Origin of the sequence: Curtobacterium sp. MCLR17_040, from assembly GCF_003234735.1 — a bacterium.
In the GTDB taxonomy this organism is placed as follows: Bacteria; Actinomycetota; Actinomycetes; order Actinomycetales; family Microbacteriaceae; genus Curtobacterium; species Curtobacterium flaccumfaciens.
Genome location: NZ_QKTE01000009.1, coordinates 38,527 through 60,677, shown reverse-complemented (window position 1 = coordinate 60,677; position 22,151 = coordinate 38,527). Strand labels below are relative to the sequence as shown.

Annotated in this window: 23 protein-coding genes; 7 read left to right on the top strand and 16 right to left on the bottom strand. The window is 65.5% G+C overall.

From position 1 onward, the window contains the following. Positions 1–93 precede the first annotated feature (93 nt). Positions 94–396 (top strand): hypothetical protein, encoded by a 303-nt coding sequence (locus tag DEJ01_RS09955; RefSeq protein ID WP_111092872.1) that lies wholly within the window; start codon positions 94–96, stop codon positions 394–396. A 40-nt stretch (positions 397–436) separates the two neighbouring features. On the opposite strand, the gene DEJ01_RS09950 is transcribed toward DEJ01_RS09955, so the two are convergent. From DEJ01_RS09950 to DEJ01_RS09940, 4 genes are all read right to left on the bottom strand, one after another. Then, on the bottom strand, positions 437–949 hold the full coding sequence (locus DEJ01_RS09950; RefSeq protein WP_111092871.1) for an ATP-binding protein: 513 nt from the start codon (positions 947–949) through the stop codon (positions 437–439). 160 nt (positions 950–1,109) lie between these two features. Next, the gene (locus DEJ01_RS18145; RefSeq protein ID WP_159557109.1) at positions 1,110–1,286 is read right to left on the bottom strand and encodes a hypothetical protein; all 177 of its coding nucleotides are present in this window, start codon (positions 1,284–1,286) and stop codon (positions 1,110–1,112) included. A 15-nt stretch (positions 1,287–1,301) separates the two neighbouring features. Then, positions 1,302–1,904, bottom strand: coding sequence for a hypothetical protein (locus DEJ01_RS09945; protein ID WP_146247591.1), 603 nt, complete (start codon positions 1,902–1,904; stop codon positions 1,302–1,304). A 737-nt stretch (positions 1,905–2,641) separates the two neighbouring features. Beyond that, complete coding sequence (locus tag DEJ01_RS09940) at positions 2,642–3,208, bottom strand: hypothetical protein (RefSeq protein WP_111092869.1); 567 nt, start codon at positions 3,206–3,208, stop codon at positions 2,642–2,644. A gap of 88 nt (positions 3,209–3,296) precedes the next feature. On the opposite strand from DEJ01_RS09940, the gene DEJ01_RS09935 reads away from it, so the two are divergent. Beyond that, a complete protein-coding gene (locus tag DEJ01_RS09935) occupies positions 3,297–4,052 on the top strand; it encodes a hypothetical protein (protein WP_111092868.1) in 756 nt (251 codons plus the stop codon). Positions 4,053–4,185: 133 nt separating this feature from the next. Further along, entirely contained in the window at positions 4,186–4,773 is a 588-nt protein-coding gene (locus DEJ01_RS17915; protein WP_146247590.1) for a hypothetical protein, read from the top strand. A 239-nt stretch (positions 4,774–5,012) separates the two neighbouring features. On the opposite strand, the gene DEJ01_RS09930 is transcribed toward DEJ01_RS17915, so the two are convergent. The 3 genes from DEJ01_RS09930 to DEJ01_RS09915 form a co-directional block, all read right to left on the bottom strand. Then, the gene (locus tag DEJ01_RS09930; protein ID WP_146247589.1) at positions 5,013–5,627 is read right to left on the bottom strand and encodes a hypothetical protein; all 615 of its coding nucleotides are present in this window, start codon (positions 5,625–5,627) and stop codon (positions 5,013–5,015) included. 864 nt (positions 5,628–6,491) lie between these two features. After that, positions 6,492–8,039 (bottom strand): dGTP triphosphohydrolase, encoded by a 1,548-nt coding sequence (dgt, locus tag DEJ01_RS09920; protein ID WP_181438411.1) that lies wholly within the window; start codon positions 8,037–8,039, stop codon positions 6,492–6,494. A gap of 40 nt (positions 8,040–8,079) precedes the next feature. After that, the gene (locus DEJ01_RS09915; protein ID WP_111092864.1) at positions 8,080–8,346 is read right to left on the bottom strand and encodes a hypothetical protein; all 267 of its coding nucleotides are present in this window, start codon (positions 8,344–8,346) and stop codon (positions 8,080–8,082) included. A 578-nt stretch (positions 8,347–8,924) separates the two neighbouring features. Here DEJ01_RS09915 and DEJ01_RS09910 point away from each other — a divergent pair. Further along, positions 8,925–9,956, top strand: a complete 1,032-nt coding sequence (locus tag DEJ01_RS09910; RefSeq protein WP_146247587.1) for a hypothetical protein — start codon at positions 8,925–8,927, stop codon at positions 9,954–9,956. A gap of 135 nt (positions 9,957–10,091) precedes the next feature. On the opposite strand, the gene DEJ01_RS09905 is transcribed toward DEJ01_RS09910, so the two are convergent. The 3 genes from DEJ01_RS09905 to DEJ01_RS09895 all read right to left on the bottom strand — a co-directional run bounded on the left by DEJ01_RS09905 (position 10,092) and on the right by DEJ01_RS09895 (position 15,381). Continuing rightward, on the bottom strand, positions 10,092–11,282 hold the full coding sequence (locus tag DEJ01_RS09905; RefSeq protein ID WP_181438410.1) for a DNA cytosine methyltransferase: 1,191 nt from the start codon (positions 11,280–11,282) through the stop codon (positions 10,092–10,094). Positions 11,283–11,353: 71 nt separating this feature from the next. Next, entirely contained in the window at positions 11,354–13,105 is a 1,752-nt protein-coding gene (locus DEJ01_RS09900) for a DEAD/DEAH box helicase (RefSeq protein WP_146247586.1), read from the bottom strand. Positions 13,106–13,137: 32 nt separating this feature from the next. Next, a complete protein-coding gene (locus tag DEJ01_RS09895) occupies positions 13,138–15,381 on the bottom strand; it encodes a hypothetical protein (RefSeq protein WP_146247585.1) in 2,244 nt (747 codons plus the stop codon). Between the two features lie 211 nt (positions 15,382–15,592). Here DEJ01_RS09895 and DEJ01_RS09890 point away from each other — a divergent pair, with 211 nt between their 5' ends. Beyond that, positions 15,593–16,030, top strand: a complete 438-nt coding sequence (locus DEJ01_RS09890) for a very short patch repair endonuclease (protein WP_111092859.1) — start codon at positions 15,593–15,595, stop codon at positions 16,028–16,030. On the opposite strand, the gene DEJ01_RS09885 is transcribed toward DEJ01_RS09890, so the two are convergent. Next, positions 16,005–16,367, bottom strand: coding sequence for a hypothetical protein (locus DEJ01_RS09885; RefSeq protein WP_111092858.1), 363 nt, complete (start codon positions 16,365–16,367; stop codon positions 16,005–16,007). The genes DEJ01_RS09890 and DEJ01_RS09885 overlap by 26 nt on opposite strands. 160 nt (positions 16,368–16,527) lie before the next feature. Here DEJ01_RS09885 and DEJ01_RS09880 point away from each other — a divergent pair, with 160 nt between their 5' ends. Both DEJ01_RS09880 and DEJ01_RS09875 read left to right on the top strand, forming a co-directional pair. Beyond that, positions 16,528–17,259 (top strand): hypothetical protein, encoded by a 732-nt coding sequence (locus tag DEJ01_RS09880; RefSeq protein ID WP_146247584.1) that lies wholly within the window; start codon positions 16,528–16,530, stop codon positions 17,257–17,259. A 315-nt stretch (positions 17,260–17,574) separates the two neighbouring features. After that, positions 17,575–17,925, top strand: coding sequence for an Lsr2 family protein (locus DEJ01_RS09875; RefSeq protein ID WP_111092916.1), 351 nt, complete (start codon positions 17,575–17,577; stop codon positions 17,923–17,925). A 327-nt stretch (positions 17,926–18,252) separates the two neighbouring features. Here the strand turns inward: DEJ01_RS09875 and DEJ01_RS09870 are convergent, their stop codons facing one another. Genes DEJ01_RS09870 through DEJ01_RS09855 form a run of 5 tightly spaced genes read right to left on the bottom strand, consistent with a single transcriptional unit; the run spans position 18,253 to position 22,148 of the window. Further along, complete coding sequence (locus DEJ01_RS09870) at positions 18,253–18,981, bottom strand: ABC transporter permease (RefSeq protein ID WP_111092856.1); 729 nt, start codon at positions 18,979–18,981, stop codon at positions 18,253–18,255. Continuing rightward, entirely contained in the window at positions 18,981–19,703 is a 723-nt protein-coding gene (locus DEJ01_RS09865; protein ID WP_181438409.1) for an ABC transporter ATP-binding protein, read from the bottom strand. Before DEJ01_RS09865 ends, DEJ01_RS09870 begins: the two co-directional genes overlap by 1 nt. Next, positions 19,696–20,589, bottom strand: coding sequence for a hypothetical protein (locus tag DEJ01_RS18140; RefSeq protein ID WP_181438408.1), 894 nt, complete (start codon positions 20,587–20,589; stop codon positions 19,696–19,698). Before DEJ01_RS18140 ends, DEJ01_RS09865 begins: the two co-directional genes overlap by 8 nt. Then, positions 20,582–21,379: a hypothetical protein gene (locus tag DEJ01_RS09860; protein ID WP_111092854.1), complete on the bottom strand. Its 798-nt coding sequence runs from the start codon at positions 21,377–21,379 to the stop codon at positions 20,582–20,584. Before DEJ01_RS09860 ends, DEJ01_RS18140 begins: the two co-directional genes overlap by 8 nt. Continuing rightward, positions 21,369–22,148, bottom strand: coding sequence for an SAM-dependent methyltransferase (locus DEJ01_RS09855; RefSeq protein ID WP_111092853.1), 780 nt, complete (start codon positions 22,146–22,148; stop codon positions 21,369–21,371). Before DEJ01_RS09855 ends, DEJ01_RS09860 begins: the two co-directional genes overlap by 11 nt. Between the last annotated feature and the right edge of the window lie 3 nt (positions 22,149–22,151).

The following is a 22,151-nucleotide window of genomic DNA, read 5'->3' as shown; positions in this document are numbered from 1 at the left end:
GAACAGCGATCTGGAACCGGCGCATGGCGTTCTCTCCACTCGGGGCGTGGTCACACGATTCGGTGACACAGAGCAGAAGCGTGGCGCAGGCCCGTGAACCGGAAGTGGCAGGTGCGTGAACCGCTGCCGTACTCGCTGCTGTTGCTCACCACGGACGCCTCCGGGTACGGCGACGATGGGTTCGCACTCGTGACCCCTCGACGCGTTGTACTCATGACGCTGGGGCTGCTGGTCATCATCATCGGCTTCGTGTTGATGGCCCACTCGGCCGGCAGGTTCGACCGTCTGGCGGCGGTTCTCGTCATCTTCGTCGGGTTTGCTCTGCTCCTGTTCACAACGGCGCGACCGGGTCAGGCGGCGCTCGCGCGCTCCTGGAGCAGGTACGAGAGGAAGTAGCCGCGCACCCGTCACTCCTGCCGGACCGTCGAACTGTCCGTTACCGGACGTGGAGCTCGAGGTAGTCGAGGGCCCGGCGCACCGTCTCTTCAAGCGGGCGGGTGCTGTCGATGACGAGTCGATCGTCCGTGCGGGGCTCGTACTCGTCGGCGGCCCGCTGTACCTCGTCCCACGTCGGCAAGATGAACCCGGGCAGGTCGTTCGCACGCTGCTCCACCCGGCGACGGTGCTCGTTGACGTCCGCACACACGACCTCGATCACGCGCAGCGGAACCCCGGCGGCTTCCGCTGTCGACGCCCATCCAGCCCGAGCGGGTTCGACACCACTCACCGCGTCGGCGATGACCACCTGTCCGCGAAGCAGATTCGGCACCGCGATGGCGTGCATGATCGAGTAGGCGGTGATCCCGGACTGCTCGGGCGGAATCTGGTACTTCCACATCGCGCCCTCGATCGCATCAACGCGAAGCGTCAGTGAAGGCGTCAGCTCCGCGATCGCAGCAGACAGCGTCGACTTCCCTGCGCCGGGAAGACCACAAACCTGAACCAGCATCGGCAACTCCTTCGTTCCCCGGAGCTCCTTGTCTATCGGTCCTGGACGCGCAGCACCAGCGAAGTGGATACCTTCGTCGGCTTCCGATGACGTGTCCGAATGCCGCGCCGTGAAGCCCTCGGACGGGCGAGATCTGCACCGTCGCAGCGGCTGACGCACGTCACGACGCGCGGGGCACGTTCGCGCGCACGTCGTCGGCCTGCGCCTCGTCGAGCACCCAGAATCCGGTGTGCTCCGGGTAACGCTCCCGCAGGTAGGCCCGCACGGCCCGCCCCGGACGAGACTCGTTCGTGTAGCCGAGCTCGGCTGCCAGCTCTCGCGGTGTGTACGTCGTCATCGGTTGATCTCCCTCTCAGCCGCGCCCGCGCAGCCGCCGAAGCCAGCCGGAGCGCGTAGTGGTCTCGCTACTCGCCTGGGGTGGTGACTCCCCCGCCGCCGGCACGGGCCGAGTCATGGGCGCCGGCGCGCCGATCGTGATGGTCAGCTCGCGCTCCGCAGGGTCCGGGATCGGCGTCATCGGCCAGTCCGACGGCTCGTAGTTGTCCGGAACGACGTACCCGCCGCAGTCGACGACCTCGCCGGCGGCGTTCACCGTGACGTGCTGCACGTACAGCGTCCCGTCGTCGAAGTCGTAGGGGCTGGGCCCGTCCGGTGCGTACGCCGTCTGCTCGCGAAGCCCCTTCGACCAGGAGAGCCGGCCGACGGCGCCTTCGTCCGACGACGCCCACCAGTGGGTCCCTCGCCACTCGACGTGGAGCTCGTCGCCGACGCGGACTGATCCGATGTGCTCGGTGACCGTCGAGTGGTACAGGCTCGACAGCATCGGCGTTCCTCGGCCGGCGTACACACCTGCCATGAGCCCCGCGACACCGAAGCGACGATCGCCGTTCTTGTGCCTCGAGCCGAGCTGCTGATGACCATCCGCGGCCGCCGGCGGTTCTGCCGTCTGCGCCATCACCCCTCCTCGTGCTCGCTGCTCAGGCTACGAGCCGATCAGGCCGAGAGCCACTGCGATGACCAGCCCGCCACCGACGAGCACCGCCGTGGCGCTCCCGATGATCACGGCGAGTCGTTGGTCCCTGTGCATCCCCATGCGTCGAGCCTAGGAGCCGCGGGCACTCGACCGAACACCGCCGGAGCGATCGACGTCGTCGATATCCGCAGACAGACGCAGCATCAGGTCACTTCAAAGGGTGGGACTCAAACCAACGCATAGTGCCACCTATCGCAAGTTCCGGAGCCCACGACCGCAACGGAGTCGGGTGTCACCTTCGTCGAGGAAGACGACGGCCACCGAGTAACGGCCCGGAAGTTGCGGTTGCTCACACCTTCCCGGGACAGAGCGAAAGAGCCCCAGATCCCCGTTGTGACGGGGATCTGGGGCTCTTTGCGTTGGCGGGCTCTTTGCGTTTTCCCTGCATGCCTTGCAGCTGTTGGGGCTGCCCGGGCGCCTGAACCCGGGTTCCCCCCGGGAGGTGGCGGGATTCCCCCCGGTTAGGAAAGTCCTGTTCAGGGCCACGTTCGAGCGCCTGCGAGCATCCCGACTCATCTGGGTTGGGTTGCGTATGCCGCGCCTTGGGCTGCGTCCAGACCGAGCCTTAACGTCTCAGAGGCGCATTTTGGGGGAAATGAACGCCGGTGTTTGTGCTCGTCGGGCGACTTGTGCCCGTGCCGAGCGTCAAAGTTTCAGGGTCACACTTTGATGTTGAGTGCCCGCCGCATGGCCGTCTCCATCGTTTCGATCCGGCGTGCCATCGCCTCACTGCCGAACATCATTCCTTCGGCGACGCGGTGGGCGTTGTCGACGACCGAGCGCGGACCGAGGAGGAAGCAGGCCGCACCGGCGTCGATGACCTCCTTGAGTTGCATGCCCATCTCCGCTTGTAGCCGTTCGACTTCGACGAGCAGGTCGGTGTGAACGGTATCTAGCCGCTCCTGCTCGGTGATGAGGGCTGCTCGTGCCGCGTCGTCCGACGCCGCTGCGATCTGCTCGCGGACTTGGGTCAGATCAGCATGGAATTGCAGGGACCGAGCTTGCGTCCGCTCGAGGTCATCGGCGGCGCTCCACTGGCGATGGACGAACCGCAGAAAAGTCAGGTAGGCGCCGAGCCGTTCCTGCCGCAGCCATCGACGATGCTCTCGCCGGCCCTGCAACCAGGCACCGGCGAATCCAGCCAGGGCGGTCAGGAACGCCGCCCCGAAGATCGTCAAGAGCAGCTGCGTCGTCGGATCCAAGCCAGGGGACGCACTGTCGCTCATGCCTCCGACGTTAGCTTGCCCTCGGACGTTGTCGGGCGCTTGAGCCTAAGCCGATGTGCGGCGCGTGGGTGATCTCTAGACTTCGGTGATGGACGATCGCTGGAAGGATTCCGTCGAGGACGTCGCGACGTCCCTGGCCGCGATCACGGCGGGAGCTGTTCCGATTGTCGGACCGCTTCTGCAAGCGGGGGTGTCCTTCTTCGCCGGCTCCGCTCAAATGCGCCGTTTCGAGCGGGACATCCATGCTATCCGGACTGAGTTGGAACAGGCGATCGCGGCCGGTCGCATCGGCGACGTTGAGGGTGCGCTGACGTCGGAGGCGTTCCTCGCAGGGCTGCAGTTCGCGGTTCGCCGCTCGCAAGAGACGGCATCGGAGGTGCGGCGCCGCCGCCTTCGTCGGGCACTTGTCGCCGGCGCCAGTGACGAGTGCGTCGATCCGGAAGTGACCCTGCGACTCGTCGACCGGCTTGATGACCACCACGTGCGTGTACTCGCGGCTATCCGTGCCCTGGGCACGACGACGTCGGGACGGTTCACGTCGGTGTCGCCAAGCAGGGTGGAGAAGCGGGTGAACGCCAGGGAGCCTCAGCTGCCCTCCTCGCAGGTGCGAACATCCGCGATAGACCTCGCAAGCTTCGGACTCATAGTCCACAACCAGGAATGGCGTCTTGAGGATGCAACGGTCCGCCGAGCGACGGCCGACATACAGGACGAGCTTGAGGACACCAGTGTCGAGGCTGATGAGGAGTATCGGTTGACCGACACCGGGGCTGAACTGCTTCGGAGTATCGCGAAGCCAGCAGGTGCCGAAAGTTCTGTCCCTGGGCAAGATCCCCCGTCCTGACGGACGGTTCAGGCAGCCCAAATGCCGAGCGCCGAATGTGAGCCGTAGTTCGTCGGATGCCTTCCGGAGTGTCGGTGCCGTCCGATAGGAGAAGTGTGAGTGTCGACCCCACGGAGTGCCTCAGTTTGCCCGCGTGAACATACTCTCCGGTGTCATCTTTTGGATGTTCGGCGGCGTGATCTCGTTCAGCTGCGCGAGGGCGTCCTCGACTGATGTGGCCCCGAAGTCCCCAGGGGACCAGTTCGGGATGACGCTGTTAGTGACCATAGCCGTGCTCCTGCCGATGATCGCGATAGGAGTGGAACGACGGATCGATTCGCGCCTGAGACGTCAGCAGAAACAGGGCCGTCCACCTGTCGTCACCCTTCGGATCCTGCAGGGCGTGTACTCGGCGGCGGCGGTGTTCGTTCGCGGGGTAACTTTCGGCGTGTCTTCAGCGCCAGGGAGCGAGTACGCAGAGTTCTGCGTATTCGTGTTCGCGCTAGTGCAATGGGTCGGCCTGCTCCTGCTCAGCTCCGCGATCGGTGTTGAAACGCGACGGCGGGACGCTGCCGATGCACGACTCGAGATGGTCCACCTGCTGGACGAACATCATGATGCGCTCCGTGAACTGACCCGTGCCAGCGACGGATTGAACCGCCAGCCGCCCGCATCAGTGACTCTTCGACTCTTCGGAGGCAAAGTGCAGGCAACCTGGCACGGACGTAACCGCAAGAAGTAGGCCTCGGGTCGCGCCCATGTGGATGCAAGAAGCGCACCGCAGGGGCGAAAGCAATCCGCCGCGCCAGAGCAGGCTCCTTCGACCCGATCTGAGGTATCTCAATGCGCTCGGGTCAGAAGGACTCGACCGTGCCTGGCAGACCATATCTGCATAGTCCGGGCACTGTTGGTCGAACGCCTCGCAGACAGTGCGAATTCGATCACGCCTTCGTGCGTCCAGGGGTCCTCCGTGGCATACTCCTAGCCAGCTTCGGTGGCCTGTTCTTCCGTCGGCGATGCGCCCTCCAGGTGCAACGAGATGCGCAGCTGCCGTTGCACCGCCGATCGGAAGTTCATGTGCGCAGCGTCGAAGGGCCCGCGTTGCATTGGCTTATTGCGGCGAGCGTCGTCGATTGCCTCTTCACCCGCGAGCATCAAAGCTTCTAGAGCGGGCACGCAACCGGCAGCGACGACCTGTAAGATTGGCTTTTTCGACTTGATCAGATTGTAGGCGGCGCTCATCTTCGGCTCATGGTCGGTGAAATGTTTCCCGTCGCCGGTGTTGAACGACCGAGATTCGTAGAAGGCAGCGGTCGCGTTGTCCACCTCAAGATAGATGTCGAGTACACGCTCATCCCACCGGCGTTGGTCGTCTGCGACGCGCTTCCGGTTGTCGCTCGCCCGGACACTGATGAAGGCGATCAGACCGCCGAGCGCTGCACCGATCAGCGCCCCCAGTGGGCTGACGAAAGCATCAAACCACTGCGCGTGCGAGATGAGCTCGACTGGGATTGGTGTCGTGAGGGTGGTCGGATCCACGCTTACCGGCGGGGTGATCGTCGGCGTCGGCGTCGCTGTTGGTGTTGGTGTTGGCATACTCCCATCGTATTGAGTAGATGTCAGGTTCCAAAGCACGGCGCAGCCGTATGTTTCCAAACGACCGAGACGCGCCGTCCACGAATTTCGTCGTTCCGTCGTGCGGTGAACCTCGGAGGAGGTCCGACCGGGTCAGCTCAAGCGATGTACTCGGCGCTGCCGTCCCACCGACCCGTCACGACTCCGAGCGCCACCCCCGACCAAGACCGGTTCAACACGTAGAACGCCACCCCGCGGATCCGCCACGTCACGCCAACTAGGTCGCACACCAACTGGACCACGTCATCAAAGTGTGTCGCCTCAATCCCCGGCGTCTTCCACACCGTCGCGGGCCCCACTGGTCGGCTCGAGGTCGAAAGCGGTCAGGTGCGAAAGCTCAGCGGCTCGTCCATCACCAAGCCGATCCCGTCCACCTTGAAGTCGGTAGGGACCGCGACTGAGACAGCTCTGCGGTAGCGAACCGCTTCCGCCCCGGCCCGCGCACTTCACGCGCAGCGGAACGGCGCGGCAGGCTCAGGCATGCCTGAGCAGCCACCTACGAACTCCTGCGACAGCGAACGGCCCGCAACCTCATCCGGAGTTGCGGGCCGTTCGTCGTGTCAGTGTCGGCGTCCGAGGCTGGGAAGGTCTCCGCTGACGGCGTGGACGCTGCCACTTCTTGAGCCGTAGCAGCCGTCCTTCGCAGCCCACTCTCGACTGGCTGCGCGTCGGGCTGCCTAGCATTCGTCGGCTACACGGCGACCCTCCGCTTGTTCGGCGGGACAGTGCAAGCCACCTGGCGCGGAGGCCAAGCAAGACTAGACCACGCCGCCGCAGGGCCCGCTCGCGCTCGCTCCATGACGGGCTCGAGTGACTGGCGTTAGGTCAGGCGTCAAGCCACGAGCCGGAGAACGTCAGCGAGCTTCGGTCGCCCGACAGACGTGAGTCGAGGATTGTTGCCTGCAGATCACGAAGCCCGCACAGGTAGTCGACAATCGCCACTGTGATCGCGCCGCGTTGCTCCGTTTCGTCCATACCCTGCAACGTCTCCGCGCTCGCCTTTAGGTACTCTCCGAGGCGAGCGGGGAGCGTGCGCTGGCTCCCACCGTCGTCCAGCCAAGCTACGGCCATCTTCAGGAGGGCATCGACGGTCCGGCGCAGGCCGCTCGTCTGCCCGAACTGCATCGTCGCTAGGGCCGAGGACTCAATCACGTAGTAATGGTTGATTGCCTTGAAGAACTCGGCCACGAGCCGCGCTTCGGCGTCAACTCGGAACATGACACGTGGATCCCCCTCGACATCGATCGCTTTCACGCTCGTGCGGGAGCTGAGGTAGGAGATCGTTTCCGAAGCGAACTTTTGGAGGTCGATGTGCGCGCTTCGCGATCCGTCGAATCTGTTCGTCGGCATCTTATTGACGATGACCGCATTCAACTGTGCGAACGCCGCGGGAACGCGCGCCGCGAGCGATTGTCCATCCTCGTCGAGGATCTTCAACATTTTTCCGCGCGCGAAGCGGAGCGCGCCCTTGACCTCTTCGTCGTCGCCGGCGAAGTCGAACGACGTCGTCAACCAGCCGTCCGTGTCCGCAAAGACTTTAGGTGCGGCTGAAAGCGCAGTCGTAAGGCGATGGAGGGGAATCCTCCCCGAACGGTAAAAGTCCTCGAGGTCGTGGACCGCGTACGAGATGTCGTCCGCCCAGTCCATGATCTCCGCCTCAGGCCACCGATACACCGCCTCAACGACTGGCTCCCCCGCAGCATCCGCGGGTGTTTTGCCGCTGACAGTGCGTACGAAGCCCGCGCTTTCTAGGGCGTCGAGGACCTCTCGCTCTTCAGGGTAGAAGCTCCACTTTTTCTTCAGCTTGTCGATGTGACGCGGATGCCCTCCGCGCTCCCAGGGATACTTGGCGATAGCAGCCAGCGACCGAAGAGTGAGATTCAAGCCATCGTGTTGGGGTTTCCGAAAGCTCAGATTGGCGACGATTCGAGTGGACTGGGCGTTCCCCTCGAACGACCGCTCCTTTGTCTTGCCGCCGACTTCCTCAGTGAGAATCTGCAGTGCAGACTCTCCGGCGTGACCGAATGGAGGGTGGCCGATGTCGTGAGCTAGCCCCGCCACGTAGCAGTAATCCGGATCTATCCACTCCTCGATTTTCAGACCATCGAGGTCCATCCGCGTCGGTTCGTCATACTTCGCTTGCCAGAGGGCGAAGCGAGCGAGGGTGGCTGCGACCTGTGCAACTTTGACGCTATGTGTGAGCCTGTCGTGGAAAACGTAGTCTTCTTGGGGCGGGACCACCTGGGTCACACCCTCTAGTCGACGGAATTCGGGTGAATACCATACTCGATCGGCGTCTGTTTGCGCCGGAGTTCGCCAAAGTTCGGCTGCACGCTCGTCTTTGTCGTGCTGTCGTGCGTTCCGGTCCCGCATCGGGCCCACGGTCGGCTCCCCCGCTGCCATCACTGCTGCTTCAGTGGGCGGTGTGCGTTAGAAACCCGGTGACCCAGTCTTTCTGGACGACGCCGATGGCCCGCAGGTAGTCGGTCGCCGAGGAAGCGACAGACTTCGTCACCCGCAGCTCCGTCATGAGCGCCCGAACGAGGTCCCCCTCGAGAATCCCCTGATCGGTGCGGCCGACTACGTCGATAGCCCGCTGCTGTGCTTGATCGAGCGCTGACTGCTCGGCTCGACGAACGTCGACGAGCTTCTGAACACCTTCTGCGGCTAGTAGCGTCATGACACTCCTTCTCGTCCAGCGGCCTGCGCTGTCAGCGCGATCCTATTGCCCTCACTATGCCAGGACCCTGCGACACTGCGGCTCCCTGACAAGCCGTCCGGTGCTGGGCCGGATGTCTAACCGCATTCTACCGCGGCGAGTTCGTGGGGCGTAGCACCGTGTCCGCGCCGGCGGCGTGTCGGCCCGGGCAGGCCCAACAGCACACCAGGGGTGCTCACGCGACCCCGCACGTGTCCCATTGCGCCGGCCTCGGCGGCGAGCCCGCCTTCCGCTCATCGAGTGTGCCTCAGAGGTCGACGTGATCGAGTGCGCCATCGAGGCGGGCTTTGGCGCCTCGACGCTCCACTCTCGTCGGGCGGCTGCGAGGAAGGGATGGGTGGCTTTCCTTCTGGAGCCCCCGTCAGCGATTCACGCCGCACGTCCGCCTGCAGAAGGCTCGTCGTCCGCAAAACTCGCCGCAGCACGGGCGACACGGGAGCGCATCGCGCGGACCTGGAATCTGCCAACGGCGCGGACGGGCACTGTCTGCCGTGCGGAGGAACGTGCGCCCGACGGTGGGATCGGCGGAGGATGGGTCCATGGGTATCGATGGACCACCACGGATCGAATCCGCTCAGAATCTGAGCGGACGTGCGGTGCTGTACCTGGACCAATCCGCGTGGGTGCGGCTGGCCCGTGCGGCCTCCGGCAAGGAACCCTCCTTCGTCGTCGTGCTCGACGCGTTGCGTGCGGCAAAGGCCGATGGGTCGCTGCACATCGCGTTGGGAAGTCTCAACTACCTTGAGTTGTGGCATCGGGCAGCGGCTTCGAGCCGTTCTGATCTCGCCGCGGTGATGGCGGAATTGACCGGATATGTGTCCCTCGCTCCCGTCCACCGGCTCGCGGCTGCAGACCTCAGCCGGTCGCTCGGTCTCACCCGCGAGGTGCCTTCGGCTCTCGGGATCGGGGTCGACCACGCGTTCTCGAGTCCCCTCGGGAGGTTGCGTATCGTCGAACGCATCGCGTCCGAAGACGACGATGAGGGTGCAGAGCTCGCACCCTCAGATGATCTCCTCGCGGTCCGTGCAAGAGTCGACCCTCAGCATTGGGAATGGTGGAACCTCGCGGGTTTCAGCGGCGCGTTCGACTTCGACGGGATCGACCTCAGACCCGAGCACCGACTCGGCGACGGGTTCGCCGAATGGCAGGAGATGCTGCGCCGCAGGGCTGCAGACGAGTCCGGTCCGACGACGTTGTACCGGGCGCTGGTCGCGCAGACGTTCGAAGCAGTGGCGGACCACACCTCGGACCGGGGGACGCAAGAGCTCTCGAACGGTCGGCGGTCGATACCGGAGATGATCGGCGTGCTCAACGGCACCCCGAGCCTCGCGGTGTTCACCGTGTTGCTGTTCCTTGCGCACCGGAACGGCACCTACCGGTTCCGTCAACACGATCGAGCTGACGTGCTCGCGTTGGCGCAGGCGGTCCCGGTCTGTGACGCGGTATGGGCAGACAAGCATTGGGCGTCCCTCGCCCGAGCCGCACATCTCGACGACCATTACGGTACGGCGGTCGTCCACTCCGCTGCGGGACTACTGACGTGGCTCGATCATCGGGTCGTGTCTCCCTGACTCGATGATCGGGCAGCACACCGTCTCTCCTGAACACCTCGCCGCGAGGGCCGCAGCACGGTTCCGGCGGCGTCGGTGTCCGGTCGCCGCATGCACGCCCAACATGCGTGGCCGGTGCGGCCTTGGCCTCGCCAGTCAGTGAATCGGCACCGCTGATTCGTTCGACATCTGACCGCCTCCCAGGGCGTCGGACTCCGCAGCCGGGTCGTCGGCCTTCGGCATGGCGATGTCGAATCCGGGAATGAGCTCGGCGACGAGCTCGCGGGTCAACGCCGGCGGCACCGCGTTACCGATCATGGTCGCGATATCCGAACGGCGGGACACGGTGTCGAAACTGAAGTAGTCGGGGAAGCCCTGGATGCGGGCGGCCTCATGTGCGGTCAGCGCCCGAGGCTGGTCCGGATGCATGTACCGTCCCTGCCCGATACTGCCGAAGCCGCTGGTGATCGTCTGAGCCGGTTCATCCCAGGACAGCCGCCCGTACATCGACTTGTAGCTGTGCTTGTCCTGATGGCAGATAGGGCGGCGGTCATTCGGCAGGTCATACACATCCGCGTCGAGGAGGTACCGCATGCGTGCCAGGTTCTCGTCCGAGGGGGTGGGCGCGACGTCGTAGCCGACACGCTGCGCCAGCGTCGCGAGGTCGCCGATCGCCCACCGCAGATCGTGCCGTCCATCGGGCTCACGGTCGACGAGCGCTGCGAGCAGCTCCGCCGGGTCGACATCCGGTACCCGTGAGGCGAGTACGACGTGCCGCCGACGGGTCTGCGCGACGCCGAGGGGGTGCAGCGCGATCGTCGCGGTCTCGACGCGGTAGCCGATCTGCTCGAGATGGCCGACGGTGGTCTGGACGACCTGGTCCGTGTCGAACCGTACGGAGGGTACGTTCTCGATGAGCACGAAATTCGGGGTGAGTACCTCAGCCGCGCGGCCCATTCGCGCGTAGAGGACGTTCTTCGGGTCCCGGCGTCGAGTCTTGTTGTTGAGGTTGCTGTGCCCCTGACAGGGCGGTCCTCCCATCAGCAGATGCGTCTGCTGCACCTCTCGGCGCAGCGCCGACTCCGTCGCTGTCAGCGGCGCCCCGAGGGCACCGTCGAACGTCTCTTCGACAGCGCCTTCGACGACGTGCGCGTCGGGGAAGTTTTTCCGGTACACGGAGACGGCCGCGGGTTCGAAATCGATCGCCAACGGCACTTCGACTCGCAGCCGTGCTGCGGCAGCAGCCTGTCGGACCCCCAAGGTCAGGCCGCCGCACCCGGCGAACAAGTCGACCACGCGGATCGCCGGCGCGTCCTTCGGCAGCGATGGCCGGGTCTTCTTCGTCAAGGAGGGGATGCGTGACCGGGGCATCCTCTAACGGTACGACGTTTCCGCCACGAACTCGAGCCGGGCACACGCTACGACACGTCGTTGCGTCGGCGCAGCAGATGCTCCACTAACGCCCGGGCTTCGCCGTCGGACACGGCGACGCCGTTCGGTTCGGCGACGCCGCTGAGATGGTGGAGGCCCGGGTCGCTCAGAGATGCGTCCATCTGCTTGATCTTTCGACGCAGCGCGTCGTCGATGCGTTCGTCGACGGTGTCGTTGGCGATGAGGATCGTAGCCTTCGCCGTCGTTTCGGCAGGCATGCCGACCCGGTGGGTGCGGTCCAGCGCTTGCAGGTATAAACCGGCGTTGAACGTCCGGTCGACGTACAGCTGCGACTGGCATACACGGTGCAGGCTCACTCCCTCGCCGAGCGTCTGCGGTGTCGCGATGAGGACGCTGCATCGTGGGTCTTCCCGGAAACGCAGCAGTTCGCGTGCCCGGTCCGTCGGCGCGGCAGGTTCCGACACGGGGGTGGCGCCCGTGATCACCGCAGGCGAGAGCGGCTCGAGGAGCCGCTTGAGCTCGCGGACGTTGCCGAGGAAATTCGTCCAGATGAGCAGTTTCGCGCCGCGTGCAGCATGCTCATGTGCGTGACGGGCGGCTACCAGAAGCTTCGCCGGCCTGCTCGACGCGGCAGCTGCTTCCACGACGTCACGCAACGAGCCGGTCAGGATCGGACCGGACCACGTGAGCTCTTCGGCATCGGCGAGCAGGAGCGTCGGGTTCGATGCGGCGGCGATCAGCTGAGTCGTCGCCGGCGCGCGGGCGCTGTCGTCGCTTTCGAGCAGACGGCCCAGCGCAGCTTCGTAGACCCTCCTGTGCACAGGGTCGAGGTCGATGGTCTCCACATGGATCTCGACCGGCTCGAGTCCGAGATCGTCTTTTGTGATCCGCACCCAGAGCCGGTCCGCAGATGCCGGGTCAGCGGCGAGGGACGCGCCGTGCCCCGGCCACGCGAGGTCGAGGATCGCTTCGAAATCGGCCGGCCCGTTGGGCATCGGGGTGCCGGTCAGGACGATGCGTCGCGCAGCCAGATCGGCGACGTCGCGCGCCGCCATCCCATGCAGCCCCGTGGCACCCCGCTTCGCCCGGTGCGCTTCGTCGAAGACGACGAGGAGCCGATGCCCGGTCGCCCAGCCGTCGATCGACGCTCGGGTTGCCCCGTCGGCGAGACGCTCGTAGTTCACGACGGCGACCTCCGTGCCGCGTCGCGGCGCCCGGGCCGCGATCTCCACCGCCGGCGGTTCGGCGAAGCAGGCGTCGGCCTCATCGGCCCACGCCTCGTACGCCGACTGCGGGGCGACGACGAGCATCCGGTCCACGTCAGCCCGTCCGCGCATCAACGCGTACACGGCGTAGGTCATCGTCGTCTTCCCGCTGCCTGGGACGCTGAAGTTCCCGCTGCTCTGCGCACGGAGCATGCGACCCACCGCGTCTTCCTGCGCGGGGAGCAGCTTCCGGGTGAAACCCGCCGCGAGGAGGTCCGCGGCGAGCTCCACGGCGTCGACATTGGTACCGGCGCCGATCAGATCCCGGAGGTCGTCGGCGAACGCTTCCGCGCGTCCTGCGGCAGCGGCGGCGTCCTCAGTCCACTCCCATACCCAGGACGACCCCGGATAGTCGGCCAGCACATCACGAAGCCCCGCTGCTGCTCCGACCGGTATCCGCACTACCCTCATTTCGGCCGGGTCGTGTGCACCGTCGACGAACGCGATCAGCTGCTGACCGAGCGTCAGCCACGACGGACGCGGCATCTCCGCCGGAGCCGTCAGGACGAGCACATCGCCCTCTCGGCGGAGGCGACCAGTCGCGTTCACCGCGACGACCTGGACGCAGCCCGGGCGTACGCCTTACCGGTGTGGAAGAAGTCGCTGAGGTCCTGCAGCGCTGCGATCGCGTCGTCGGCGGTCTCCGGGACCACACCGATCGCCTCATACAGCAGTTCGTCCCACAGGTGCGCGTCGTCGCGGTCCGCGGCTTCCTCCTCCGACGGCTCCTCGAGACCCAGCATGTGCCCGGCCTTCGCCGCGCGCAACGCCTTCGCTGTCTCCTGGCTTTCGAGGATCGCGTCGCGGAGCAGTCCGATGCGTCGGCTGAACTCGTTGAATGGGCTCTCCTCCGACTCGTCCTCGCCGCCGAGCCACCGGCCCCGCAAGTAGGCGTCGGTCAACGGCTGGTCGTCGCGACGGTCGGTCGGCATGGTGGGGTTCGCCGATCCGGTAAGGGCGAGGATCGCGTCCTCGAGCTCGTCGATCCCGGCAGCGTCGCGCGCCATGTTGCGCAGCAAGACCGCCGGGTCGCTCGCCCGCACGTTCGTCGCCTTCCCACCACCGCCGAGACCCGTCCGGCTGAGGGCCTTCCGCTCGGCGATGAGCGCGGGGTTCAGCATCAGGGCGACACCGCCGAGTGCGGCCAGTGCACGCTGCTCCGCGCTGGCGTCGTACTCGGGGTCGTCCGCGTGCGCCTCGCGGGCACGGCGGGCGGCGGCGGCGAGTTCGTCGACGGGTGTCGTGATCAGCCGCGGCCAGTGCCCTTCATGCGCGGACGTGCGCCAGAACCATCCGCTGTGGAACAGGCCGAACAGTGCCGCCTGCAGCGTGTTGGCCCAGGAACTCTGCAGCATGTCGAGTGCGACGATCGCCTGGGCGGCAGCCACCTTCGCGCGGTCGTCGGCGTGATGCCGTCGGCCGTTGAGCTTCGCGTACCGGTTGACGATGTCGTGCGACGCCTTCTCGCCGTCGACCGGTTCGAGGCCGTCTTGCGCGGTCAGCGCGGCGAGCATCTTCGTGATCGCGACGAGACGGTTCCCCGGCGTGCCGTCATCTGCGGCAGCGGGACCAGCCCACGGCAGGAACTCCTCGCCGAACCACGCCGCCCGCTCATCCGAGGTGATCCGGTGCGCGCCGGCGAAGTCGTCGATCGCTCCGATGGCGATCAGGCCGTTGAGGTCGGCGTCTTCCCACGCGTCCTTGGCCTTGCCGGGCATGTGGTAACCGCGGATCATCTCCTGGATGGTCTCCGCCGCCGGGTTCGGGAAGTCTGCGGTGACGACGGGGTCCGGGTGCACCGCGATGACCAGGTTGATCTCCGTCGTGCGCAGGAGCTGGAAAGCGACGGCTCCCGGGATCCCATCGGCACGCTCCATCCATGCGGCCTGGTCGGCCGGAGGCGGGAAGTACCCCGCCGCCGCGGTCGAGGAGTACAGCAGTGCCTCCTCCTGCGCTCGGAGGTCGTTGGGCTCCAGGTCGCGGAGACGCGGCGTCCCGCGGTCGTACCAGCGCCGAGACGCCACCCGGGCGACGTTCCGGTTCGCGAGCGCTTCCATCGCAAGCATGGCGGAGAAGTACCGCTGCGCGCCCTCGGCAGCCTGCGGCACCCAAGCGGTGCCGGCGGACGGCGAGACGAGCTGGGTGAGGACCACGTCCGGCGGGTCGAGCACACCGAACTGCACGATGCTGTCGATACGGTCCCGCTTCAGCGGACGTGCCGACGAGTAGCTCTCAAGGCCGAGCACCCGGCGCTGCGCGGCGATGAGCTCCAGGACCGCGTCCGGCCCAGAGACCTCCATCACCGGCAGCGCGAGCGTGCTGTGGTCCGACGCCTCGGTAACGATCCGGGTGGAGCCACGCAGCTCGTTTCCCATCCGACGCAGCGACCGGCCGTTCGCAAGCCAGGGCATCAACATCGGCGTGTTCGCCATGAACCGCACCTGCGTCAACGTGCCGTGCTCGGTCCGCTTGACCTGCGGTGCGGCGAGCCCGTTCACGTTGTGGTCGTTGTCGGCGCTGAGCGATTCCACGAGCCGCACGAGACCGAGGTCCACGTCGGATTCGTCGATATCGTGTGCCGCCGCGAACACCTCGCGGAACCGACGGCCGAGACGGCTGAGCGGCACCCCGTCGGCTTCGTTGGGCTGGCCCGCCTCTGGGCGGAACGGCTGCGGGCGGAGCTTACGACCGGTCAGACGCGTCGCGCGAGGCGTCGTCAGCGGGTCGGTCAGCGGCGGAAGCGTGTTCGCTGCGCTTCGAGCGGTGGTCGGTGCGATCGTGCGTGCCACGGTGGACTCCTCATCCATCGGGCCCGTGCTTGTCCGAGGTAGGAGTGCGAGCTGACCCTGCACGCAGGTTCGTCCACACGTCCCGCCATTCGAACCGTCATCTGGGAACTCGGGCGCCCGGACGGTCGAACCGCACGGAGACCCGCTCTGTCCTGATTCGGCACGAGCAGGGAACTGTCTATTTCCGCAGACCGTACCATAGGTTCTCCACATGGGCGACGAAACAGGTCAGGTTCCGCCGGCGCCGGCAGCGACCGCGGCGGGCGTCGCGAAGTCGATGCGCGGGAACCGTGCTCGGAATACCGCCCCCGAACTCGCTATCCGACGAGCGCTGCACCGACGCGGTGCGCGGTTCCGAGTCGACTTCCGCCTACAGCCGCCGATGCGCACCCGCGCCGACGTCGTCTTCACACGGCAGCGGGTAGCCGTGTTCATCGACGGGTGCTTCTGGCACGGGTGTCCCGCCCACGGCACGACACCGAAGACCAATACCGACTATTGGGGACCGAAGCTCGCCCGGAACCGGGAACGCGATGCCGACACCACGGTGGCGTTGCAGGCATCAGGGTGGACGGTACTCCGGTTCTGGGAACACGAGGACCCCGCCGCGGTGGTCGAGCGTGTCATCGCCGAGGTCCAGAGCCGTTGAGTCGGCCACGCCCACGGATGGTGACGTAGTCCCAGCGGTTCCGGCTGCCGATCTGCTTCACCGGCCCATAGTCGTTGACGAGGTCGTGCTGCGTCGTGCGGACGACACGGAGGACACGGACGGTATCGACGGGCGTCAGACAGGTCCACAGACGCCTACCGAACCGCCAGGCGTCGCCCTCGCGGTCGATGCCGAGATCGCCGGATCTGGCGCGCCCGCCAGCCGCGAGGGGCGCACGCTCGCGTAGGTGCTCCCGCTCGACGCGGCCGAGTTCTTCGATTGTGATGGCATGGTCTCGGAAACGTCGAAGCGCCTCACGGAGCTCGTGGTCAATCATCTCGGAACGGGAGTCGTCCAACGCGGGTTGCCCTTCTCTGCGGATGCGGTGTCGAGATCGCTATGCGCGGAAGGACGCGTCTGTCGTGTGCTCCCGAGGCGGATGCACTGCAGGAGGGTGGTCGCACCGGCTGAGCGTGGACGGCAATAGCCTCAGCGATATGGATCTCGAGAACACCGACGCTCGGTCCGACGCGAGTTGGTTCCGACAGCGCTCGGCTGCGGTCGTCGGCAGCGGTGTGGCCGCCGCGCCGTCCGGATACCGGGTCGTGAAGGTGGACACGCCGTCCAGTGCCGAGCTCCGCGACCTGGTGAGCTACCGGCGGGACCTCGAGCTGGCAAAGACGTACGCGGACGCTTTCCGGACGCAGCTCGCGCGGTCGCCGATCGAAGACAGGCTGGATGTAAGGCTTGCCCTCTGGGTCGCAGCCCTGACGACATACGGACGCACGTTCAACGGCGGGACCCGTCATTCCGCGCGAGTACCCATCGACGCGCTCAGTGAGAACGGGGTACGCATGCACGAGTTCTTTCTCGCGCTACGCAACAAACATGTCGCACATGCGGTGAACGGGTATGAAGACGCCGACGTCATCGCCTACATAACCGACTCGGCGTTCATGCCCAGGAGAGTCACCCGTACCGGGCAGGTGCACCACGAACAAATTTTCGCATCCGGGGACCTGCCTCGGTACCTCAGCGACAACTGCGAGACGATCCTACTTACCCTCAAGCGGAGGGTCCGAGACCTCCATTACGAGGTGAGCAGAGAGCTGTCTCGAATCGACCTCGACGAGATCTACGGCATGCCGGACCTGACGGCCCCGACCTCAACCCCCGTGACGAAGCCGCGACGTCAGGCCCGTCGAACGAACAGCCGCGAGCAGACCTGACGCGCAGCGTCCCTCAGAGCCGGTTGGCCGACCGCGGCGCACAGCCACACCTGTCGGAGTGTCCAATCCAAGGAGGGGTGGCCCTACCCTGCCAAGTCACCGGCATAACCAGTGACACCGCGAGGCCACAGCTGGGGAATCTCGTCGCAGGGGTCCCGCGAGTGCACTCCGCGGGCTAGAGCCGTTTTGGGAGCCGACAAGGTTTCTCACTGGCCTGAAACGTCGAAACGGTGCCCGGCGCGCTTTGCCGCAACTACGATCTCCACGCCCCTATATGCCACGCTGGGACGCAATCCCCACGATATGGAGCAGCACATGGCACAGAAGGTCACCACCCACCTCATCGATGACCTCACCGGTGAGGTCATCGAAAACGGCAGGGGACGCACTATTCAGTTCGCCTTCGATGGCGGCAACTACGAGATCGATCTCACCGACGACAACGCCGATAACCTCCGCGAAGCCTTCTCTGACTACATCGCCGCAGCTCGCAAGGTCTCCGGCCGCAGCACCCGCAGCGCATCCGCGTCTCCCGCGGCGAAGGGCCGCAGCAATCCCGACGAGTTGGCGAAGATCCGCGAATGGGCTGCCGCGAACGGGTATGAGGTTGCTGCCCGAGGCCGTATCAGTCAGCAGGTCCGCGACGCGTACGCCGCGGCGAACTGACCGCCACCGCTACGTTTTCCCCGGGGCTTGCCACACACTTGCCTCAGACCGGGTCGCCGTCCCCCACGGTGACCCGGTCGTTCAGTTCGAGCGAGGCGCAACTCAACCGGTCTCTCTCCCGGCGCCAAGACCCGAGCAGCTGCGCCGTTAAAAGGTGCGGAATCTGATCGACTCGGCTCGGCTTCCGGAAGTGCATAAGCGGAAAGACCCTCAATGCTGCTGCTGCTGTGATGTGGCACCTGTGCGCCGTGTCGCGCTGAACTCCAGCCTCCTCCCGCGGTCACCGACAGATCGTTGTACGTTCCGTCGATGGGCGCGGATGGCCGGTTATCGTTCGCGGCTCAGGCGCTCCGCGCGGCGAAGGCTGAGTACCGCGACCAAGAGACCGATCAGAGCCCAGGCCACGAGCACGACTGCCCAAACAGCGGTCGGATCCCGCAAGACGTGCACTTGATAAGTCAGCGGGTTGAAGGCTGCGACTGCTCTGAGCCAACCGCCGTCGATTGGATAGAACAACGGCGCAGCGAGGATAACGGGTAGCGACGTGATGGTGACAACGAAGTCGCGGGTCGCGTACGAGTCAACCCTGCCGCCGAGCGCTGCTCCAAAACCGCACCATCCGATCACGAGGAGGATCCCAAGTCCAGCCTGAGCAAGCATCATTCCTGCACTGGGAAGCGACCCTGCAAATGCCAGGAGCGAGCACAGCAGCAGGAGAACGAATTGGCCGAGGAACACTGAACACGCGAAGATCACGATGCTCGTCATATATCCGATCGTCGCCCCGCCCTGAAGTGTGTAGATGGCGAATACGCCCCACTTCCTGTCGTTGGCGACGTCACTCATGCTCGCGGTCGCAGCCCGAAATGCGAGGAGGCAGACCATGCCTGCGAGGACGAACTCGCTGTACGGGCCGGTTCGCTCTTCGAGTGACGCGCGGAGGCCGGTCGAGAGAAACAGAAGGTAAGCAACGGGCTCGATGAACCGAGCAAGGTAGGACGTACGCCAGTTCCAAAGGGATGCGAAATGGAACTTGGCCAGGATGAGCGGGCGCATCAGCGGGTGGAATCCTTCAACTGCTTGTACACGTCCCAGAGGTCTTCTGTGGGCTGCGGTGCGAGGGCGAGATACGCGTCAGCCGGCAGGTCGGCGAGCACCTGTCCCTCATTGATCGCGACTACTCGGGTGCAGTGCCGTGAGAAGCGTGACGTTTCGTGCGTACTGATCAGCGCGGCCGCGCCTTGCTGACGTCGTTCGTCGAGGTGTCGGAAGACCACTTCGATGCCTTCCGGGTCCAGACCGGTTGTTGGTTCATCCAAAATCATCAGCTCAGGCGCCCCGGCCATCGCGCGACCGATTTGAGTGCGCCGTAGCTCGCCGCCCGAGAGCGTCTCGGCAGTCTTGTCGAGGTGCGACTGGAGCCCGAGCGCTTCTGCGACTGAATCGACGGCAGCCCGCGACTGCCGTCGGAGCGCTGGCCTGCGCAACTCGAGGCCGAGGGCGATGTTCTGTCGAACGGTCAGCGACCAGTCGACGATCTCCCGCTGCGGGCACCAACCGATGTCTGCCCGGTCGATGTTGATTGCGACTGTTCCGGAAGTAGGTCGGGCGAGCCCGCCGATCAGGTCAAACAGCGTCGACTTCCCGGCGCCGTTGTGTCCGACAACAGCGACGATGTCGCCAGGGTAGACGGTGAGGTCGACACCGTCGAGCGCCGGGCGCGCTCGCTTGGGGAACTTCTTGACCAGGCCGGTCGCGGCCACGATGGGCTCAGGCACGTTTCTCCTGTCGGATTGCGTCGGCGATGATTGCCGCGCGCTGAGTTGGGGTCGACGCCTTCGGCGTGCTGACGTGCAGTACCGCTTCCGGTAGCAGCGCCGCAATGGAATCGGGATCAGCCCCGGTGAACCAGCCGAGGCGACGCGGTGCCACGCTGGACCACGACGCGGAGAGTTCGTCCGTCTCTGTGAGCAGAACGAAATGATCGATCGGTCCGCCAGCTGAGTTCCTCACCCCTAGTACATCTTCGGGTCTCACGAGTGCGACCAAGCCGGTGTCCTCCGAAACCGTCAGCCGGTGGTCGATCGTGTCGAGGGTCGGGATGATCTCCTCAAGGCCCTGACGACGGAATCCCAGCGGGCTTTCGAACGTGAGTGCGACTCCGGCCGGGACGTCGAGGACGATGAGGCTATCGCTGATCAGCGCGGCACCGTGGTCCCTGCACCATGCGAGAGCAGTGGAGGTCTTCCCGACATAGTGCTCGCCGATGATGGCGGTCACGTCGCCGTCCTGGGATCGGACGAGTGCGCCCGGGAATGTTGCGGTCCGTGCTGTCAACGCCGCGGATGCGAACGGCGGGAACGGTGAGACCAAGTCGGACCAGTCACGGTACGTTCGTTGCGCCGACCGGCTTGGGTCCCTGTGGTCCTCCACGGTGATGCGCTTCTCGAGCAGGTCTCGGGCGAGGGAGCTCGTGAAGAACCCCCGCGTCGGCCACGTCGTGCATTCGATGGTCACAGAGATGTCCGGGTCATCCGTGCTCGGCGTCAGATACGCGCCGTAGAAAAACTCCACGTCGAGGGCATCCGCTGGCGTGCAGGCCACCTCGACGGTCGCACCCCAGAACGACAACGTGACGGTGGCTGTCACGCTTTGCTCAACCACGGCAGAACTCCTCGATTGCTCGAATTGCCTCGGTTTCGTGCTGTTCGATGTCGAGCTCGATGCGAAGGTTGCCGTTGGCGGCGGTCCCGGCGTTGAACGACCCTGACGGCTGCAGCGTCACGACCCATCGCACCGCTGCCCGTTGCGCAATCTGCCAGCCAAGTTCAGCAGGGTGGATGGAGAGGGTTGTGCCGAGGCTGGTGGCGTAGCGGGGCGCATCAGCGTGTTCAGCGATGCTGATGCCGAGGCGCTCGGCGGTCCTCTGCCGGATCCCTATCGGGCGTGTGAATGGCAGCGCACGTCCCGCCGCGTCGATCGGCACGGTGTCGTCGCTGAGGAACCCCCATCCGCGGCGCATCAACGCGATTAGGAGGGACGATTTCCCCGAGGTTGACGGCCCGTGGATCAAAGCGGCGCTGTTCAACTGGTGAGGTGGCGTCGCCGCGGCGGCGTGGACCGTCGTGACGGTTCCGCTGAGCGGCTCGACCGTGAATGGCGGAAGTGGAGTCGGCGCGTAGACGGTCTCATCGCCGCAGAGGTACTCTGCGTGCCCGTCCGGTGTTGTCAATCGAACCGACCGTCGATCCGCCGCGGCTGTCATGTAGTCGTCGCCAGCGTTAAGCGTGCTCAGGTCGACGCGCACGTCGCTGCGATCTGCCGGCTTCGTGACGTAGTCCTGGAAGTAGTAAGCCAGATGCCGTTCGTCATTTTCGGTCGGGACGACGACGTGAGTCACCGCGCCCCAGAAGTCGAACCACAGCTCTCGCTCGCTGGTCCGCTCAGGCACCATGCACCAGCAGCGTCGATCCAGTGTGCACGGAGGACGCAAGCGTCATCAACTCATCGACTCGGGCAGTCACGACGTTCGGTGCCATGTCTGAGCGATACGGGGAAAAGATGAGGTCGCACTGTCTATCGGGTGGGAAGCGATTGCCGACCTGTTCGAACAATGGGGTCAGCCATTCGAGCTTGCGGCCTCGTTCGGCGATCTCATCGCTACCGACCTCGCCTACCTGCGAGAGAATGAGAGGAGTCGACGGTTCTACTGCCGGCATCTGCGCGAGAAACACGTTCGCCTCGTAGATCTGAACCCCATAGTCGAAGCGGTAGTCCAGGTCACACAGCAGCCGGTCAATGAATGACGTTGCAGCGATCGCTTTCACACGAAAGCCCCCGTCGTCTTGCAGTAACGACCAGGACGTGTCCACAAGGTAGAGGGGATGCCCGTAGGTTAGAAAGCAGACGTACCCGTACTCACGGACCGTTCGCGTCTGCTCGCGGAGGTAGGCCGTCATGTCTTCGTAAGTCGATGCCGCGTTCCGCCCCGAGAAGTACAGGGACGAGAGGTCCTCGACGTTGCCCAGCGAGAGAGCTTGGAGTTCCTCGTGGAAGGCCGTCAGGTGGTAGATCGCTGCGGCTCCGCGAAGCAGCCGGTCGACTTCGACGGTCCGCTGGTCGAATCCGCCAATACCGAGGCCGACCAGATATAGGTCGGCCTCGGCATCAGGGACCCGGAGATCATCACGAAGCGGTCGCAGGGTGTCATCTCCGGAGTGCATCGT

Excerpts from the sequence above, each read along its gene's own strand:
- DEJ01_RS09950 (WP_111092871.1), bottom strand. The coding sequence starts at position 949 with ATGCTGGTTCAGGTTTGTGGTCTTCCCGGCGCAGGGAAGTCGACGCTG.
- DEJ01_RS18145 (WP_159557109.1), bottom strand. The coding sequence starts at position 1,286 with ATGACGACGTACACACCGCGAGAGCTGGCAGCCGAGCTCGGCTACACG.
- DEJ01_RS09945 (WP_146247591.1), bottom strand. The coding sequence starts at position 1,904 with ATGGCGCAGACGGCAGAACCGCCGGCGGCCGCGGATGGTCATCAGCAG.
- DEJ01_RS09940 (WP_111092869.1), bottom strand. The coding sequence starts at position 3,208 with ATGAGCGACAGTGCGTCCCCTGGCTTGGATCCGACGACGCAGCTGCTC.
- DEJ01_RS09935 (WP_111092868.1), top strand. The coding sequence starts at position 3,297 with ATGGACGATCGCTGGAAGGATTCCGTCGAGGACGTCGCGACGTCCCTG.
- DEJ01_RS09930 (WP_146247589.1), bottom strand. The coding sequence starts at position 5,627 with ATGCCAACACCAACACCAACAGCGACGCCGACGCCGACGATCACCCCG.
- dgt (WP_181438411.1), bottom strand. The coding sequence starts at position 8,039 with ATGCGGGACCGGAACGCACGACAGCACGACAAAGACGAGCGTGCAGCC.
- DEJ01_RS09915 (WP_111092864.1), bottom strand. The coding sequence starts at position 8,346 with ATGACGCTACTAGCCGCAGAAGGTGTTCAGAAGCTCGTCGACGTTCGT.
- DEJ01_RS09910 (WP_146247587.1), top strand. The coding sequence starts at position 8,925 with ATGGGTATCGATGGACCACCACGGATCGAATCCGCTCAGAATCTGAGC.
- DEJ01_RS09890 (WP_111092859.1), top strand. The coding sequence starts at position 15,593 with ATGGGCGACGAAACAGGTCAGGTTCCGCCGGCGCCGGCAGCGACCGCG.
- DEJ01_RS09885 (WP_111092858.1), bottom strand. The coding sequence starts at position 16,367 with ATGATTGACCACGAGCTCCGTGAGGCGCTTCGACGTTTCCGAGACCAT.
- DEJ01_RS09880 (WP_146247584.1), top strand. The coding sequence starts at position 16,528 with ATGGATCTCGAGAACACCGACGCTCGGTCCGACGCGAGTTGGTTCCGA.
- DEJ01_RS09875 (WP_111092916.1), top strand. The coding sequence starts at position 17,575 with ATGGCACAGAAGGTCACCACCCACCTCATCGATGACCTCACCGGTGAG.
- DEJ01_RS09870 (WP_111092856.1), bottom strand. The coding sequence starts at position 18,981 with ATGCGCCCGCTCATCCTGGCCAAGTTCCATTTCGCATCCCTTTGGAAC.
- DEJ01_RS09860 (WP_111092854.1), bottom strand. The coding sequence starts at position 21,379 with ATGGTGCCTGAGCGGACCAGCGAGCGAGAGCTGTGGTTCGACTTCTGG.
- DEJ01_RS09855 (WP_111092853.1), bottom strand. The coding sequence starts at position 22,148 with ATGCACTCCGGAGATGACACCCTGCGACCGCTTCGTGATGATCTCCGG.